Raw genomic sequence first — 16,742 nt, forward strand, 5'->3', positions numbered from 1 at the left:
GAACTGTGTTGCTCACGTCGGCTTACTCCGTTTCCTGTGGGTGACTTCCAAATCGGCGGCAGGCGTTCGGTCCGACGGCGCTGCATGCGCTCTGGTTCTCGGTGGTTCTGCGTCGGTTCGGGCCGTGTGACCAGTATAAAAGTTCGCCGAATCTGACCGAAGGCCCCCTGTGATCAGCGGACAGAACTGGCCGGTCAACAGGCTTTGCCCGGGATTTTCCAAAAATTGTGCCCCACGTCACTTTTGCGACTGGATTTAGTCCTGGCCAGGGTACAAATGACGGGCCAGCAGGGTGCCACCCGAAATCGGCCGGCGCGTCTTCGTCCATGCGCACAACGGACTGATCTCACTGCTTTAGTTGCTGCGGGGCCGCGTAATCCTACGCAGGGTTCCCGCAGCCCGTACGATTTTTTTGCGACGACTCAGCAATTTTCCAGGAGGCTTCGATGTCTCGTCCTGCATCCGGTTCGTGGTCGAAAGCGGAGGTTGCGCGCCTCCTTGCTGTGGCGACTTTGGTCCTGCTGGCTCCGGCCAGCGCCCGCGCGGGCCACAACGATAAGAACAACGGCGGCGGCGGCGGCGGAGGAGGGCACCAGCAGCAGCAACAACCCCCGCCCCAGCAGCCGCAGCACAACAACGTCCAGCAGCCGCAACAGCACAACAATCAGCCCCAGCAGCAGCGCAGCAACTTCCAACAGCCACAGCAGCAACAGCACGGAAACTTCCAGTCGCCGTCGACGAACCACGGCGGCCAACAGCAAGGGCAGCAGGGCGGTGGTTTCCACTTCCAGACCCCGCAGCAGGCTCAGTCGGGACATCAGGGGAACAACGCGGGACAAGGTGGCCACGGCGGCTTCCAGTCCCCGCAACAGGCGCAGTCCGGACATCAGGGGAACAACGCGGGACAAGGTGGCCACGGCGGCTTCCAGTCCCCGCAGCAGGCTCAGTCACGACATCAGGGGAACAGCGCGGGGGAAGGTGCCCACGGCGGTTTCAAGTCTCCGCAGGAGGCTGAGTCGGGACATCAGGGGAACAAGACGGGGCACGGGCAAGACAATCAGCCGGGGCATGGCGCTGAGGCCGCCGGCCATGGCCATGACAATCAGGCGGCCCATGCCAACGAGCCGGCGGGACGCAACGAGGCGGCCGGACATGGTCACGACAATCAGCCGGGCCATGGCAACGAAGCCGCCGGACGTGACCGTGAAAACGATCACGGCCGCGGCAGTGACAACACTCCCGGTCACGGCCACGACAATGAGGCTGCGGGTCATGGCCGCGACAATCAGCCGGGCCATGGCAACGAAGCCGCCGGACATGACCGTGAAAACGATCACGGCCGCGGCAATGACAACACTCCCGGTCACGGCCACGACAATGCGGCTGCGGGTCATGGCCGCGACAATCAGCCGGGCCATGGCGCCGAGGCCGCCGGACATGCTCAGAAGCCCCAACGCACCGAACGCCAGGTCGCGATGAAAAACGGGATGCAATCCAAGGTGCAGGTCGACAATCGCGGCCGTACCAGGGCCATCCAGACGAAAGACTCCAAGGGAGATCAGCTCCAGGTCCGCAATGGTCTTCGCCGCGGCGACCGCACCGTCGAAAAGCGCGGAGCCGACAACCAGCGTATCGTCAGCACCGGGCGTGGTCGCGGATTTACCGAGCGCAGCTACTCGGTCAACAACAAGTACCACGAGAATGTGAAGTACGTGCAGCGCACGTACGTTTCCGAAAACGTCACCAACGTCTATGCCTACCGCACGGCGGTCTGGAACGGCGATCCGTACTACGTTTACGCGCCGACCTACTACTACCGTCCGGCGTACTATGAGTGGGCTGCCGACCCGTGGGCCGTACCCGTCCAGTACACGTGGGGGTGGCAGGATCCCTGGTACGGTTACTACGGCGGCTATTTCACGCCTGCACCGGTCTATCCGACCGCATCGCTGTGGCTGACCGACTACCTGCTGGCGCAAAGCCTGCAGGCTGCTTACGCGGCGCAGGCCGCGGCAGCCGCGGCGCCTGTCGATGCGGGGTACGCCGATCAGGGCGGATCCGCAGATCAGGGTGGTTACGCAGATCAGGGCGGTGGCGATCAATACGCGCAGCAGGGCAGCAACGACCAGTACGCGGGAGATCAGGGAAATAATGGGCAGGCTGCGGCAGCGCCGAAGCCCAAAGCTGCTCCGGCTCCGGTCGCGCTCTCGCCCGAAGTCAAGCAGATGATCGCCGACGAGGTCGCGGCCGAGATCAAGAAGACTCAGGCCGCTGCGACGCAGCCGGACGGCGGCGGCGTGGCGTGGGGATCCTCGGACAAGCCTCCTGTGCTCGATCCGACGCTGCAGGTTTTCGTCGTCTCGGACACGCTGACGGTCTCTACGGCCGATGGCAACGAGTGCGACCTGACGGCCGGCGATGTTCTCTACCGCATCGACGACGATGCCGATCCCGACAACACACTCGGCATGAAGGTCACCGCGAGCAAGGGCAACGATTGCGCGGTTTCGTCCAAGCCGCGTGTGCAGGTCGCCGACCTGCAGGAGATGCACAATCACTTCCGCGAGCAGCTCGACGGTGGTCTGAAGACGCTGGCCGCCGGCGGCAAGGGCCTGCCGCCGGCGCCGGATACAGCCACCGTACAGGGCGAAGTCGCGCCGCCGCCGGCCGATACGGACGCGACGGCCGAAGTGAACAACGTCCATGACGAAGGCGACTCGGTCGACAAGGACGTCCAGCAGGCAGCTGCTCAGCAGTAGCAACATGCGCCGCGGGACCCTCGCGAGCGGCAGTTCGCCGCTCGCGAGGGTTGCCGGCGTCGAGGTTCAAAAACGGCGCGCTACGGTAGCGCAGCCCGGATAGTTCGCTGCCCCTCGGGGAAGGAGGGACCATGAGAATGAATCGATGGCTTACGGTCGCGTTGCTGGTGATCTCGGGATGCTCGACGACCACGATGACCGTGCAGAAAATGCGTCCGGCCGAAGTGGACATGGGCCGCTATCACTCGATCCTCGTCACCGCGGTGGAAGGGGACAACGGGTCATTCACGGAAAGCCTGGCGCGCGCGATTCTCAACTCCGGCAAGTTCAAGGTGGTCGACAGTGGCGCCAGCGATGCGATCCTGACCGGTGAGATGAGCGACCACTCCTACAACCAGACCAATGACAGCAAGGCGGGAACCTGCTTCGACGGCAAGCAGACCTACGACTGTTACGCCCAGAAGGTCATCGGAAACTGGAGCACCAAGGCATCGATCCGACTGAAAGACACGCGGTCGAAAAGCCTCGTCGCAAGCAAGGCGCTGAGTGCGGACAAGGTCAAGAACCATTCGGTCAACACGCAGGATAACACCCAGTACCCGGACCCGGATTGGGACGTCAACAGCGTGTTCTCTGATCTCGAGGGGCAGATGATCGCCGATTTCATGCGGTCGATCGCGCCGTACAGCGTTCCGGTCCAGGTCGAGCTGTACACGGATTCCGGTGCGCCCGGCCTCGAGCGCGGCGTCGAATATGCGAAGCACGGAGATTGGAACAACGCGATCCAGGTCTTCCGGGACGCCGCCACCCAGGTCGACTCGTCACCGGACGCGAAGGCCGAACTCAAGGCGCGCTGCCATTACAATTACGGGATCGCCCTCGGTTACAGCGGCACGGATTTCACGGGCGCGGATCGCGAGCTGGCCACGGCAATCAGCATCAAGCCCACGGACGTGTACTACAAGGAGCGCACGAAAATCCAGGGCTTCAAGCACGACGACGACGCCCTGAAGAAGCAGGAGACTGCATCTGCCCCGAAGGGGCACGCGAAGCCGAAGCACTGACCGGCGGCGACGAGGAGAAGCCGCCTGCGCGCCGGCGCGGGCACCATTCTCGTCGCGCGCGCAACTCGCCTTCCGCAGCACCTCAGCGTGCGGCGTCGGCGTTGGCCTGCGCAGAGGCCGCGGCGTCGATCTTCTGCGTCTCTTTCGTCGCCTCGACAGTGGAGTTGCGCGAGGCAACTCGCATAACCAGGACTGCCATTACTCCAACCACTAGCGCGGCGGCAGCGATGATTGCGATCGTAAGCGGTGCAGGACCGGTGGGCCTGGGACGCGTCTCCACTTCACTGCGGATCGTGGCCGGCTGCACGACGGTCTTGTCATTCGAACCAACGGCTGTGCTGGGTCCCGGCTGGCGGCCCGCATCCTTCGCGCGCTCGGCTGCATCCGCCTCTCGCCTGCGCTGGTCGGCATCGCGCTCGTCCTGTTGCGCCCGCTGACGTAGCGCGATCTCCCGGGCTTCCGCCTCGAAGCGCTTGCGTTCAGCCTCGCGAGCCTCCTCGTCCAGTCGCTGCTTTTCGGCTTCGCGAGCTGCGGCTGCCCGCTTCTCCTGCTCGATGGCAGACTTGATGCGCTCGCTGGCGGTGGCTCGAAGCGCGTTGACGAGGGAACGAAGATCCTCCGGGGGAGGAATCTCTTCTGCCTGCTCGAGGATGCTCAGGCATAGCGGAGCGTCGCCTTCGTCCAGCGCCGCGCGTGCGTCGTCGATGAGGTCCCGCGCGAGTTGCTGCTTGCGCCGGGTCTGCTCGATGTCCTTGGCGCGCTTCAGAAGGCCCTGAACGAGAAGATGCTCGGGAACCTGCTCGAGCACGGCGTTGCATGCCGCGATCACCTCGGCGGTGCGTCCGTCGCGCAGCATCGCTTCGGCGGCATGCACCTGCGGCTCGAGCGCATCGGCGCGCTTGAGCTGCTGGCGCAGGTGCGCGAGCTTTTCGACGATTTCGTCGTCGAGCTTACGCAGGGTTTCCAGGCGCACCGAGCGCGGCGTCAGACTCGCTGCCTGGGACGAATTCGTCCCGATGCGGCGAGCGAATGCCGATTCGAGCTCGTTCAGCTCCCTGGTCAGCGGCTTGAGCTTGTCGCGAAGCTGGTTGGCTTCGTATCGGACACGAAGCTGCAGGTCTTCGAGTTCTCCTTTCATCCAGCCAAGATCCTGGTAACGCTCGGCCGGATTCTTGCTCATCGCCTTCTCGATGATCTGCGCCAGAGCTTCGGGCACCGCAGGGTTGAGCGAGAGAAGAGCAGGGGGTCTCTCGAAGCTGATCTGGTGCAGCAGCGGGATCAGGTCGTCTTCGACGAACGGGGGGCGGAACGCGAGCATCTCGTAGAAGATGACGGCGAGCGAGTACTGGTCCGAGAGCGCGCTCGTCTGGCCGCGGCACTGCTCGGGCGACATGTACTTCGGCGTGCCCATCAGGAAGCCGGTGCGCGTTGCCGACGAGGACTGCGCCATCTTGGCGATGCCGAAATCGATCAGCTTGGGGGTATTCCCGTCCTTCTCGACGATGACATTGCCGGGCTTGATGTCCCGATGGATGATGCCCTTGTTGTGCGCATAAAACAGCCCCCCGCACAGCTGCACCATCACCGAGAGGTGATCCTCCAGATCGAGCTCGACGCGCTGCGAGATGAGGCCCTTGAGCTCCTGGCCCTCCAGAAGCTCCATCACGATGTAGACGCGCTCGCCCTCCTGGCCGACCTCGTAGATGCGCACGATGTTCGGGTGCTCGAGCTTGCAGCCCGCTTCGATCTCCGTCCGAAAGCGCGCGCGCATCTCATCGTTGACCTCGCCATCGGGCGAGATGACCTTGATGGCGACGAACCTCTTGCCAAAGGGATCCCAGGCCTTGTAGACCCAGCCCATGCCGCCGCGGCCGATCTGCTCGGCGATCTCGTACTTGCCGATCTTCTCAGCCATGGTTCTGGGGCATCGGCGCCGGCCGGCAGCTCACGATGTAGCTATTCACGGTAGTGGATGAGGACGGCGCTGATGTTATCACGCCCGCCCGCCTTGTTCGCGGCCCCGATGAGGTCTGCCGTCGTCGACTCGAGATCGGCGTTCCCATCGGCGACGATGCGAAGAATCTCGGAATCGGGAACCATGCTGGTGAGGCCGTCCGAGCACAGAAGGAGCTTGTCGCCGTCCTGGAGGTCGTGGGTCTTGACCTCGAAGTCCAGCACGTCGTGGGTGCCGAGCGCCTTGACCAGCACGTGCTGCATCGAGGTGAGGGCAGCCTCGTCCGGGGTCTCGCCCGCGCCGAACGCTGCGTTGATCCAGGAATCGTCGCGGCTGAGCTGCGCGATCACACCATTGCGGATCAGGTAGATGCGACTGTCCCCGACGCATGCATACGTCACCCGCGGGTTCTGCGGGTGGACGAGCGCCAGGGCGACAGTCGTTCCCATGCCGAAGCAGTCCTCTGACGCAGCAGCCATTTGCCGGATTTCCCTGTTTGCTTCCCGGATGGCTGCAACCAGATGCTCGGCGCTTGCCGGGGAATCTCCCGGCGTCTGCTTGGCCCGGTCACCGTTGCCGTAGAACTGCAGCAGGGTAGCGACCGCCATGCGCGATGCGACCTCACCGGCCTTGTGACCGCCCATTCCGTCGCAGACGGCGAACAGGTCTTCGAGCACGAGAATAGAGTCCTCGTTCTGGCTGCGGATGCGACCGACGTCGCTGCGACCATGGAAGGAGATCATTCGACGGTTCCGGAAAGGAGCTCGCCTTATGCGGTACTTGCAGCGTTCTGGCAATGCCTACGCTGCGGCGGTTTTCGGCACGGGGGAGTGAGACGTGGGCCACACCTCGAGCGTGGTGTCGCTCGCACCTGCTACGCTCGAGCGCCCGTTGCATTGCCGACTGCGGTCGATGCGCCGCGTTACACGAAAAAAGGATCGGGTCGTCGCCGGCGCCGGCGTATCGCGGCCCTCAGGCCGCCGACGCCTTCTTCCCCGCCCGAACCGGCTGCTGGTCCGGCCAGACCTGGCTCACGAGCACTTCCTCGACGGTTTCGGGACGGCGCACGACTTCGATTTCTCCATCGAGGTTGATCGCGTACACCGCACTGCGCGGTCGCGTGAACTGATTCGCTCGCGCGATCGAGTAGGCGCCGGCGTCGAGGATGCACACGGCGCGCCCCTCGGAGGCTCCCGGCACTTCGCGTTTGAAGTACAGCACGTCCTGAGTTGCGAGCGTCGGGCCGGCGACGTTGTACGCCTTGCCCTTGGTCCCCGGCTTCTCGCCGGGCACCACGATGCGCCACTCGGAGAAGAACAGGTTTTCCGGCACGTCGTTGATCGAGATGTCGGTGAACACCCAGTCGTTCTTGACGATCCGGATGTTGCCGACCACCGTCTGCGCGTTCGCGCAGATGCAGCGGCCCGGCTCCAGCGCCAGGCGCGGGCTGAGGCCGGTGCGCTTGACGAGCTCGTGGTACTTTCCGGAGATCGCCGCGCCGAAGTCGTCGATCGACGACGTCTGCTTCTCGATGCGACCGAAACGCTCCATGACCTGCGCGAACACGAAGCGGCGCGACATGCGAAGGTTGCGCATGCTCTGCGCAGGGTAGCCTCCGCCGATGTTGATCTCCTCGATGTGGATTTCACGTTTTTCGAGGCGCCCGACGAGGTCGAAGATCTTCTCGAGGGTCGTCAGGTAGCGGCCCGGCGTGAAAATCTGCGACCCGATGTGGGTCATGATGCAGCGGAAATCGAGCCCCGGCAGCTTGGCGATCTCGGCGACGGCCTCTTCGGCTTGCGTGATCGGCAGTCCGAATTTTTCCTTGTACGTCGAGATGACCTTGTCGTAGTACGGCTTGGACAGCACGGGATCGATGCGAAGACCGACGCGCACCTTGCGGCCGGTCTCGGTCGCAATGCGGCTGATGAGCCTGGCCTCGGACATCGACTCGATGTTGATGAAGCGCACGCCCCATTCGATGGCCGCGCGAAGATCAGCTTCGGGCTTGACCGGTCCGTCGAAGACGACTTTGGCCGGGTTCATGCCGGCGCGGCGCGCCAACTCCATGTCCAGGGCGCCGGAAATCTCGGCGCCGCAGCCCTCTTCGGCCAGGGTGCGAAGGACGATGCTCTCGAAGTTCGACTTGACCGAATAGTAGGTCTCCAGGCCTTCGACGCTCGAGAACGCCTGGCGCAGGCGCCGGTAGTTGTCGCGAAGCTGTCCCTGCGAGATCAGGTAGAAGGGCGTCGGATACTTCTTTGCCAGCTCTGCCAGGTCGTAGCCGTCGATCGAAGCCTTGCCCGATGGCTCCCAGACAAAGTGGTCCGCGTTTTTCTGCGCCGTCATTCCCGTAGCTCTCCTCGATCGGTGAAAAATATCTGCGCGGTGGACGAGCCTTCGCTACAGCTCTGCTGGCCGAAACTGCGAGGTCCCTTGCTGTCGCGGCGCCGACATCCCGAAGCGGCGCAAGCGCCAGCGATCGAGAACGTCTCCCGGTGACAGTGGGTTCTCCCCCTCAGGATCAGTCGGACGCCGGAGCTCCGCTCGATCTGCCCGAACTGAGGTGTTCCTCATCCGCCGATAAGCCGTTTACTCGCCCGCACGAGTTCCGGCCACTGCGACGGTCGCAGATAGAGGGGGTCCCGGAAGGTCCACCAGTTGGCTATCATGGTGGAGACGGCACCGATCATCAAGCGCGGGGGCAGGGCGATTCCATGGCGCCCGGGCCTGTAACACCGCGTCAAAAAAGCCATTGTTCCGCGCGGCGACACCCACCGGCGGTCCCGCAGGGCCTGCCGGGGGCACCGGACCTCGACCCCCGTGGCCTCGCCATAGGCGGCCAGCAGCAGGCGGTGGCCGCTGCGGGTCCCGAGGTTCAGCCACAGCCAGGTCCGGGGGTTCGCATCCAGGATCTTGTACTGGCCGGTGCGGGCGTCGCGCTTGAACTCGACGTCGCAGATTCCCCAATAGCCGATCTCGCGAAGCAGCCTGACGGTGGGCTCGAGCAGGCCCGGGTCCTTGATCGTCCGGACGATCAGCCCGTCGCCGAAGGGTTCCGGATACTCGTACTGCTTGCACGCGGCGAACCAGTCGAGCACGCGCCCGTCGCGACTGAGCGAGACGGCGATCGTCACGAGATTTTCGAAAGGGCCGGGGACGGCTTCCTGCAGGATGGCGGGGAAACCCGCGGCCAGCACTTCGCGCGCGGCCTTGGCCGGATCGCCTCCAATGGCCTTGGTGGCGCCGGTGGCCTGGAGGAACGTATAGATGCCTCCGTTGTCGTGCAGACGGTAGCGGACCGAAGGTTTGACGAGCCAGCCGCTCGGCTTGAGCCCGTCGACCTGCGAGGCATCCGTAATCTCGCGCGAGCCGGGCACGCCGACGCCGACGCGCTCGGCCGCTTCATAGAGCCGGCGCTTGTCGACGACGTCAAGAATGACGCCCGGCGCGGGATGAGGTTTCGCGAAGTGCTCGGTCAGCTGTTCGTGGTGCTTCTCGGATGCGAGCAGCGCGGCATCTTCGCTCGCGAACAGCACCGGCTTCGGCTTCTGCGTTTTGCCCCACGCGACCATCGCTTCGGCCCAGCGCGCAGTGTTCTCGTAGAGATCGGGAGTTTTCAGGTACGTCGCGAAGCGCGAGCGCGCGGCGGGGCCTTCGGCCGGCCCGGCAACGACGACGGGAATGCCGGCCGAGCCGAGCTCGCGCGCGGCGGCGAGCGCCCCGAGGTTGTCGGGAAAAACGACGGCGACGGGGCGGGTTTTCACGCGGATTTCCGGCTGATTTCGAGCGTTTCGCGGTTTTCGTTCGCCTGGGCGCCGCTGCGGTTCGGATTGCGCACGTTGGCGCCGGCATCGCGCGCCGGGAGTTGCAGTCTCACCACTCGTTCCCTGCGAATTTGAGGATGCCCGCGGCTTTTCGCAGACGGACGTCTGCCGCCGGCCTGCTCCCCGCAGCGACGAGCAGGCGCCGCAGCGGCGCAACGGCCAGCGCAAGACGCAGCGCCGGATGAAACACGACGCGCTGGCGCACCGGCTTCTTGCGAAACCCCATTTGCAGCTTGAACGTGTCCAGCTCGTCGAGGGGCTCGGGCGACTCGATCCCGAACGTCACTTCTCGCACGCCCCGCTTCACCAGCATCTCCTCGGTCAGTGTATGGATCAGCGCATTGTTCGGATAGTGCTTCAACATCGAATTGGACGATCGGGCCTGGAAAAATTCGCAGGTGTCGTCGATCCGCACGGTAACGAGATAGCTGGCGAAGGCTCCCTCGTGCCATGCCGTCCAGATCTCGACTGCCGGCTCCTCGTCGGCGGCCGCGAGCATGCGCTTCCACGCCTCGACTGCGGCGGCCGATGCGCGGTTCTGCCGCTGCATCGTCTCGACGAACGCGGATCCGGCAATGGAGATCAGCTCGCGGCCGCTGATCCTGCGGATCTCGTTGCGCGAAAGTCCGCGGCGCACCCGGCTTCGCGTGTTGGCCGACAGCTTTTCGATGCTGTAGTCGGCCATGTCGCAGACGATCTGGTAGCTGTCGCGCCCACCGTCGCTGTCGGTGGCCATGTAGCGGAGCCCTGCGAGCTTCTCGCGTCGGATCAGCGCGGAGGCTTCCTGCGGCGCAAGCGAGAGCGGACGGTGCGTCGGAATCGCGAGTAAAAAGCGCGGTGCGGCCTGGTACCACCACGAGCTTTCGCTCTTCGCGACGCGAACGCCCGAATGGCGGTAGAAGCGCGCGAGCCCTTCCCCGTCGAGGGTCGCGCCGGAGGGCGCTAGCGCTCGTGCCATCTCACAGCAACTGCGGCGTCGACGGCAGCTTGCTTTGCCCGGTGAGGAATTCGTCGACCGCGCGTGCGCACTCGCGTCCTTCCCAGATTGCCCAGACGACGAGCGACTGGCCGCGGCGCGCGTCGCCGCACGAGAAGACGCCGTCCACGGTCGTCTTCCAGTCCGCGGTCTTGACGTTGCCGCGCTCGTCGATCGAGACACCGAGGCCTTCGACCAGCGCGTTCTTTTCGGGACCGAGAAAACCCATCGCGATCAGCACGAGGTCGGCCGGAATCTCGAATTCGGAGCCGGGGATGTCGCGCATCTTCCTGCGGCCGTCGGTGTCGGTGAACCACTCGACCCGCACGCACTCCATTGCCCTGACTTTGCCGCCTTCGCTGACGAAGCGGCGCGTGTTGACCGCGAAATCCCGCGCGGCGCCCTCTTCCTGGGAGCTCGACGTGCGAAAGATCATCGGCCAGTACGGCCACGGCATGTCGGCCGTGCGACTGGCCGGCGGCTCCGGCATGATCTCGAGCTGCGTGATGCTGGCGGCGCCGTGGCGGTTGGACGTGCCGATGCAGTCGGAGCCGGTGTCGCCGCCGCCGATCACGACGACGTGCTTGTCGGTGGCCGTCAGCGTGCCGGCCGCTGCGTCGGAGTCGCCGGCCACGCGCTTGTTCTGCTGGGGCAGGAACTCCATCGCGAAGTGCACGCCGTCCAGCTCGCGCCCGGGCACCGGCAGGTCGCGAGGCTGCGTCGCACCGACGGAAAGGACCACTGCATCGAACTCGCGACGAAGCTCGTCCGCCGTGATGTCCACGCCGACGTTGACGCTCGGCCGGAACGTGACGCCCTCGATCTCCATCTGCTCCATGCGACGGTCGATCAGGTGCTTTTCCATCTTGAAGTCGGGGATGCCGTAGCGCAGCAGGCCGCCGATGCGGTCGGAACGCTCGAACAGCGTCACGGCGTGGCCGGCGCGCGCGAGCTGCTGGGCGCAAGCCAGTCCGGCCGGTCCCGAGCCGACTACCGCCACCTTCCTGCCGCTTTCGACGAGCGCGGGCTGGGGCCGCACGTAGCCGGCCTTCCATGCGTGGTCGATGACGTTCTTCTCGATCAGCTTGATCGCGACAGGATCGGAATTGATGTTGAGGACGCAGGCTTCTTCGCACGGAGCCGGGCAGATCCTGCCGGTGAACTCGGGGAAGTTGTTCGTCGAGTGCAGCGCCTCGATGGCTTCCTTCCAGCGACCGCGCCACACGAGATCGTTCCAGTCGGGAATGATGTTGCCGAGCGGACAGCCGTTGTGACAGAACGGGACGCCGCAATCCATGCAGCGCGCGCCCTGGGTCTTGAGCACGTCCTCGGAGGGCTTGGCTTCGAACTCCCTCCAGTCGCGCACGCGCTCGTGCACGGGGCGCCGCTGGGGCAGCTCGCGCGGATATTCCAGAAAGCCTGTAATCTTGCCCATGACTTGGTTGCCGGTTCCTGCTGGGTGGTTTCTGATTCGCTTCGACTTCGAACGCAATCGCGTGGTCCGCACGGCGGCGGACTCTTCGATCGAAGGTCCGCCGCCGCCGCCTAGACGGCCGCGAGTTTCTGGGCCTCGGAATCCAGGTTCATCGACTCGAGCACCTTGCGGTATTCGGTCGGCATCACCTTGACGAAACCGCGCCGCGCCGTGTCCCACTCATCGAGCAGGCGCTGCGCAACTTCGCTCTTGGTGTACTGCACGTGGCGCACGAGCAGCTGGTGCACGCGGCGCCGGTCTTCTTCGGCGTCCAGCGGCGTCAGCTCGACCATGCCGAGGTTGCACAGCGAGCGGAACGTTCCTTCCTCGTCGAGCACGTACGCGATGCCGCCGCTCATGCCGGCCGCGAAGTTGCGGCCGGTAGACCCGAGCACCAGCACGATCCCGCGCGTCATGTACTCGCAGCCGTGGTCGCCGATGCCCTCGACGACGGCGGTGGCTCCGCTGTTGCGCACGCCGAAACGCTCGCCGGCGCGGCCGCGGATGAACACCTCGCCGCCGGTGGCGCCGTACAGGGCGACGTTGCCGATCACGATGTTGTCCTCGGCGGCGAACTTGACGCCGTCCTGAGGCTGGATCACGACCTGGCCGCCCGACATGCCCTTGCAGAAGTAGTCGTTCGCGTCGCCCTTTACCGTCAGCGAGACGCCGCGCGCAAGGAACGCCGCGAAGCTCTGTCCCGCCGAGCCTTCGAAGTCGATCTGCACCGTGTACGGCGGCAGTCCTTCTTCGCCGTAGCGCTTGGTGATCTCGTGCGACAGCGTCGTGCACACCGTTCGGTTGGTGTTGCGGATCGGCAGCTCCAGGCGCACGGGCTTCTTCGACTCCAGCGCGGGAGCCGCAAGGCGGATCAGCTCGTTGTCGAGCGCCTTCTCGAGCCCGTGGTCCTGCGACTCGGTGCCGCTGATGCCGATCTCCGGCCCGACTTCGGGCTTGAACAGGATCGGCGAGAAATCGATGCCCTTGGCCTTCCAGTGCGTGATGCCGTCGCGGATGCGCAGCTTCTCGACGTGCCCGGTCATCTCCTGCACCGTGCGGAAGCCCGTCTTCGCCATGATCTCGCGCAGCTCTTCGGCGATGAAGAACATGAAATTGATCACGTGCTCGGGCTCGCCGGTGAAACGCTTGCGCAGCTCCGGATCCTGCGTCGCGATGCCCACCGGACAGGTGTTCAGGTGGCACTTGCGCATCATGATGCAGCCGGTCGACACCAGCGCTGCCGTGGCAAAGCCGAACTCGTCGGCGCCGAGCAGGGCGGCGATCGCGACGTCGCGGCCGGTCTTGAGCTGGCCGTCGGTCTCGATGCGGATCCGGCTTCGCAGGCCGTTCTCGACGAGCACCTGCTGGGTTTCGGCAAGTCCGAGCTCCCACGGGATGCCGGCGTGCTTGATCGAGCTCAGCGGCGACGCACCGGTGCCGCCGTCGTGACCGCTGATCAGCACGACGTCGGCCTTGGCCTTCGCGACACCCGCGGCGATCGTGCCGACGCCCACTTCTGCAACCAGCTTGACGCTGACGCGAGCCTTCGGGTTCGCGTTCTTCAGGTCGTGAATCAGCTGCGCCAGGTCCTCGATCGAATAGATGTCGTGGTGAGGCGGCGGCGAGATCAGCCCGACGCCGGGCGTCGAGAACCTCGTCTTCGCAATCACTTCGTCCACCTTGTGGCCGGGAAGCTGGCCGCCCTCGCCGGGCTTGGCGCCCTGCGCCATCTTGATCTGCAGCTCGCTCGCGTTGGTCAGGTAGGCACTGGTCACGCCGAAGCGACCGCTGGCCACCTGCTTGATCGCGCTGCGCGCGCTGTCGCCGTTCGGCAACGGCTCGTAACGCCACGGCTCTTCGCCGCCTTCGCCGGTGTTCGACTTGCCGCCGATGCGGTTCATCGCGATCGCAAGCGTCGTGTGCGCCTCGCGCGAAATGGAGCCGAAGCTCATCGCGCCGGTCTTGAATCGCTTGACGATCTCGGAGGCAGGCTCGACCTCGTCCAGTGACAAAGGCTTGTCGGCCGGAATGAACTCGAGCAGGCTCCTCAGCGTGCACAGGTGCCGGTCCTGCTCGTTGACCAGGCGACTGTAGGCCTTGAAGTTCTCGATGCGCCCCGAGCGCACCGCGTGCTGAAGGCGCGCGATCGTCTCCGGGTTGAACAGGTGGAACTCGCCGCGCCGGCGCCACTGGTACTGGCCGCCGGGAACGAGGCCGGCATCGTCGCCGACTTCCTGGCGCCATGCGCGCTCGTGGCGCATCTCGACCTCGCGCGCGAGCACGTCGAAGCCGACGCCGCGAATGCGCGACGCAGTCCACGCAAAGCAGCGCTCGATCACTTCGTCGGAAAGACCGATGGCTTCGAAGATCTGCGCTCCGCGGTAGCTCGCCAGCGTCGAGATTCCCATCTTGGACATCGTCTTGAGCAGGCCCTTGCCGATGGCCTTGCGGAAGTGCTCGACGGCTTCCTCTTCCTTGAGCCCGTGCAGGTTGCCGGCCTCCGACATGTCCACCAGCGTGTCGATCGCGAGGTACGGATTGACGGCACTGCACCCGAAGCCCGCGAGCAGCGCGAAGTGCATGACTTCGCGCGGCTCGGCCGACTCGAGCACGATGCCGGTCAGCATGCGCTGGCCCGTGCGGATCAGGTGGTGGTGCACGGCGCCGACCGCCAGCAGGGACGGAACCGGATCCAGCTCTTCGGTCACGCCTCGATCCGACAGGATGAGGATCTCGATGCCGTCGGTCACGGCGCGCGAGGCTTCGTCGCAGATGCGGTCGAGCGCAGCGACGAGGCCCTGCTTGCCGCTGCCGGCGGGGAACAGGATCCCGATCGTGCGGCTGCGGATGCCGTTGGCGTCGATCTCGCGGATCTTGGCCATCTCTTCGTTGGTCAGCAGCGGATGCGGCATGCGAAGCTGCCGGCAGTGCTGCGGCGACTCCTCGAAGATGTTGCCCTGGCGACCGACCGCGGTCTCGATCGACATCACCAGCTCTTCGCGGATCGGGTCGATCGGCGGGTTGGTCACCTGCGCGAACAGCTGCTTGAAGTAGTTGAAGACGAGCTGGGGCTGGTCCGACAGGCACGCCAGCGGCGTGTCGGTTCCCATCGACCCCACCGGCTCCTGCCCGTTGAGCGCAACCGGCGACAACAGCACCGACAGGTCCTCTCGCGAGTACCCGAACAGGTTCTGCAGCCGTTCGAGCTCGGCGCCTTCGACGTGCCAGTCCACGCTCTCGGCGGGCGGCTGCTCGTCGAGGTCGACCCCCTGTTCCTTGAGCCACACGCCGTACGGCTGGCGCGCCGACATCTTCAGCTTGAGCTCGTCGTCGGTGACGATGCGCTTCTCGTCGAGATCGACGCAGAAGATGCGGCCCGGCTGCAGGCGGTCCTTGATCAGAATGTCCTCGGGCGCGACGTCGACGACGCCGGTCTCGGACGCCATCACGACCATCCCGCTCCTGGTGACGAGATAGCGCGACGGACGCAGGCCGTTGCGGTCGAGCACGGCGCCGATGCGCCGGCCGTCGGAGAACGCGATGGACGCAGGGCCGTCCCACGGTTCCATGAGCGACGAGTGGTACTGGTAGAACGCGCGCCGCTCCTTCGGCATCGACTCGTGCTTCTCCCAGGCCTCGGGAATCATCATCGTGATCGCGTGGGACAGCGAGCGGCCGGTGCGCGTCAGCAGCTCGAGCGCGTTGTCGAACGAGGCCGAGTCGCTCTGGCCGGGCGCGATCACCGGCAGCAGCGCAGCCATGTCGCCCGCGTAGACCGGCGAGGAAAACAGCTTTTCGCGCGCAGTCATCCAGTTGATGTTGCCGCGCAGGGTGTTGATCTCGCCGTTGTGCGCGAGGAAGCGGAACGGGTGCGCCAGGCGCCACGTCGGCAGCGTGTTGGTGCTGAAGCGCGAGTGGATGAGCGCCAGCGCACTCTCGCAGCGCGGATCGCGAAGGTCCGGGAAGAAGCCGTCGAGCTGCGAGGAGACGAGCATCCCCTTGTAGACGATGGTGCGGCACGAGAAGCTGCAGATGTAGCCGTGGTAGGCGATGTCGCCGCCCTCGGCAGCGATCGCGTGCTCGGCGACTCGCCGCGCGATGTAGAGTCGCCGCTCGAGCTCTTCCTCTTCCATGTCGCGCTCGGCTGCGACGAAGAGTTGCGCGATGTGCGGCCGCTTGCTGTCGGCGACGGTGCCGACGTAGCGCTGGCCGCTTTCCGCATCGACGATGACCACCGGCACGTCGCGCCATCCGAGCGGGCGCAAGCCCGCACGGCGGCACGCAGACTCGATCGCGAGCACCGTGGCCTGGCGCTCCCTGGGCGCGGGCGGAAGGAAACACATCGCGACGCCGTAGCGGTGGGCCGGCGGCAGCGTGAAGCCGAGCTCGGCCGTGCACTCGCGAAGAAGACGGTCGGGGATCTGCATCAGGACGCCGGCGCCGTCGCCGGTCTCCGAGTCGCAGCCGCACGCGCCGCGGTGCTCGAGTCGCTTGAGAACCTCGATGCCGGTTTCGATGATCGCGTGGCTCGCTTCGCCACGAATGTTCGCGACGAAGCCGACGCCGCAGGCGTCGCGCTCCACGACAGAGGAGCCCAGCCCGACGGGCTTTCCTTCCTGGCTTGTCGGCTGCTGGCTTGTCGGTTCTCTCATCGTCGTCGTCCTCTTCAGCCAACGTTCCACGTTGCG

Annotated in this window: 11 protein-coding genes; 2 read left to right on the forward strand and 9 right to left on the reverse strand. The window is 65.5% G+C overall.

The features are described from left to right. Window positions 1-422: 422 nt before the first annotated feature. Together VGK20_10875 and VGK20_10880 are read right to left on the reverse strand one after the other, a co-directional pair. On the reverse strand, window positions 423-917 hold the full coding sequence (locus tag VGK20_10875; protein HEY2774536.1) for a hypothetical protein: 495 nt from the start codon (window positions 915-917) through the stop codon (window positions 423-425). Between the two features lie 30 nt (window positions 918-947). After that, window positions 948-1,439 carry a hypothetical protein gene (locus tag VGK20_10880; protein HEY2774537.1) on the reverse strand — a complete coding sequence of 164 codons (492 nt, stop codon included), beginning with the start codon at window positions 1,437-1,439 and terminating at the stop codon, window positions 948-950. A 48-nt stretch (window positions 1,440-1,487) separates the two neighbouring features. Here VGK20_10880 and VGK20_10885 point away from each other — a divergent pair, with 48 nt between their 5' ends. Beyond that, window positions 1,488-2,759: a hypothetical protein gene (locus VGK20_10885; protein ID HEY2774538.1), complete on the forward strand. Its 1,272-nt coding sequence runs from the start codon at window positions 1,488-1,490 to the stop codon at window positions 2,757-2,759. 137 nt (window positions 2,760-2,896) lie between these two features. Then, a complete protein-coding gene (locus tag VGK20_10890; protein HEY2774539.1) occupies window positions 2,897-3,823 on the forward strand; it encodes a hypothetical protein in 927 nt (308 codons plus the stop codon). An 82-nt stretch (window positions 3,824-3,905) separates the two neighbouring features. On the opposite strand, the gene VGK20_10895 is transcribed toward VGK20_10890, so the two are convergent. The 7 genes from VGK20_10895 to gltB all read right to left on the reverse strand — a co-directional run bounded on the left by VGK20_10895 (window position 3,906) and on the right by gltB (window position 16,706). Next, on the reverse strand, window positions 3,906-5,738 hold the full coding sequence (locus tag VGK20_10895) for a protein kinase (protein ID HEY2774540.1): 1,833 nt from the start codon (window positions 5,736-5,738) through the stop codon (window positions 3,906-3,908). A gap of 41 nt (window positions 5,739-5,779) precedes the next feature. Next, window positions 5,780-6,520, reverse strand: coding sequence for a protein phosphatase 2C domain-containing protein (locus VGK20_10900; GenBank protein ID HEY2774541.1), 741 nt, complete (start codon window positions 6,518-6,520; stop codon window positions 5,780-5,782). Window positions 6,521-6,749: 229 nt separating this feature from the next. Next, window positions 6,750-8,126 carry an alanine racemase gene (locus VGK20_10905; protein ID HEY2774542.1) on the reverse strand — a complete coding sequence of 459 codons (1,377 nt, stop codon included), beginning with the start codon at window positions 8,124-8,126 and terminating at the stop codon, window positions 6,750-6,752. Window positions 8,127-8,350: 224 nt separating this feature from the next. Then, window positions 8,351-9,544: a hypothetical protein gene (locus VGK20_10910; GenBank protein HEY2774543.1), complete on the reverse strand. Its 1,194-nt coding sequence runs from the start codon at window positions 9,542-9,544 to the stop codon at window positions 8,351-8,353. Window positions 9,545-9,653: 109 nt separating this feature from the next. After that, entirely contained in the window at window positions 9,654-10,562 is a 909-nt protein-coding gene (locus VGK20_10915) for a GNAT family N-acetyltransferase (GenBank protein HEY2774544.1), read from the reverse strand. 1 nt (window position 10,563) lies between these two features. Continuing rightward, window positions 10,564-12,015, reverse strand: a complete 1,452-nt coding sequence (locus tag VGK20_10920) for a glutamate synthase subunit beta (protein ID HEY2774545.1) — start codon at window positions 12,013-12,015, stop codon at window positions 10,564-10,566. A gap of 110 nt (window positions 12,016-12,125) precedes the next feature. Then, window positions 12,126-16,706 (reverse strand): glutamate synthase large subunit, encoded by a 4,581-nt coding sequence (gene gltB, locus VGK20_10925; protein HEY2774546.1) that lies wholly within the window; start codon window positions 16,704-16,706, stop codon window positions 12,126-12,128. Window positions 16,707-16,742: the final 36 nt, after the last annotated feature.

This window comes from Candidatus Binatia bacterium (assembly GCA_036493895.1).
GTDB lineage: Bacteria > Desulfobacterota > Binatia > UBA1149 > CAITLU01 > DATNBU01.

Bases quoted from the DNA above. Each gene is read 5' to 3' on its own strand.
- VGK20_10880 (HEY2774537.1), bottom strand. From the start codon at position 1,439: ATGTCCGGCGGCCTCGGCGCCATGGCCCGGCTGATTGTCGCGGCCATG.
- VGK20_10885 (HEY2774538.1), top strand. From the start codon at position 1,488: ATGCAATCCAAGGTGCAGGTCGACAATCGCGGCCGTACCAGGGCCATC.
- VGK20_10890 (HEY2774539.1), top strand. From the start codon at position 2,897: ATGAATCGATGGCTTACGGTCGCGTTGCTGGTGATCTCGGGATGCTCG.
- VGK20_10895 (HEY2774540.1), bottom strand. From the start codon at position 5,738: ATGGCTGAGAAGATCGGCAAGTACGAGATCGCCGAGCAGATCGGCCGC.
- VGK20_10900 (HEY2774541.1), bottom strand. From the start codon at position 6,520: ATGATCTCCTTCCATGGTCGCAGCGACGTCGGTCGCATCCGCAGCCAG.
- VGK20_10905 (HEY2774542.1), bottom strand. From the start codon at position 8,126: ATGACGGCGCAGAAAAACGCGGACCACTTTGTCTGGGAGCCATCGGGC.
- VGK20_10915 (HEY2774544.1), bottom strand. From the start codon at position 10,562: ATGGCACGAGCGCTAGCGCCCTCCGGCGCGACCCTCGACGGGGAAGGG.
- VGK20_10920 (HEY2774545.1), bottom strand. From the start codon at position 12,015: ATGGGCAAGATTACAGGCTTTCTGGAATATCCGCGCGAGCTGCCCCAG.
- gltB (HEY2774546.1), bottom strand. From the start codon at position 16,706: ATGAGAGAACCGACAAGCCAGCAGCCGACAAGCCAGGAAGGAAAGCCC.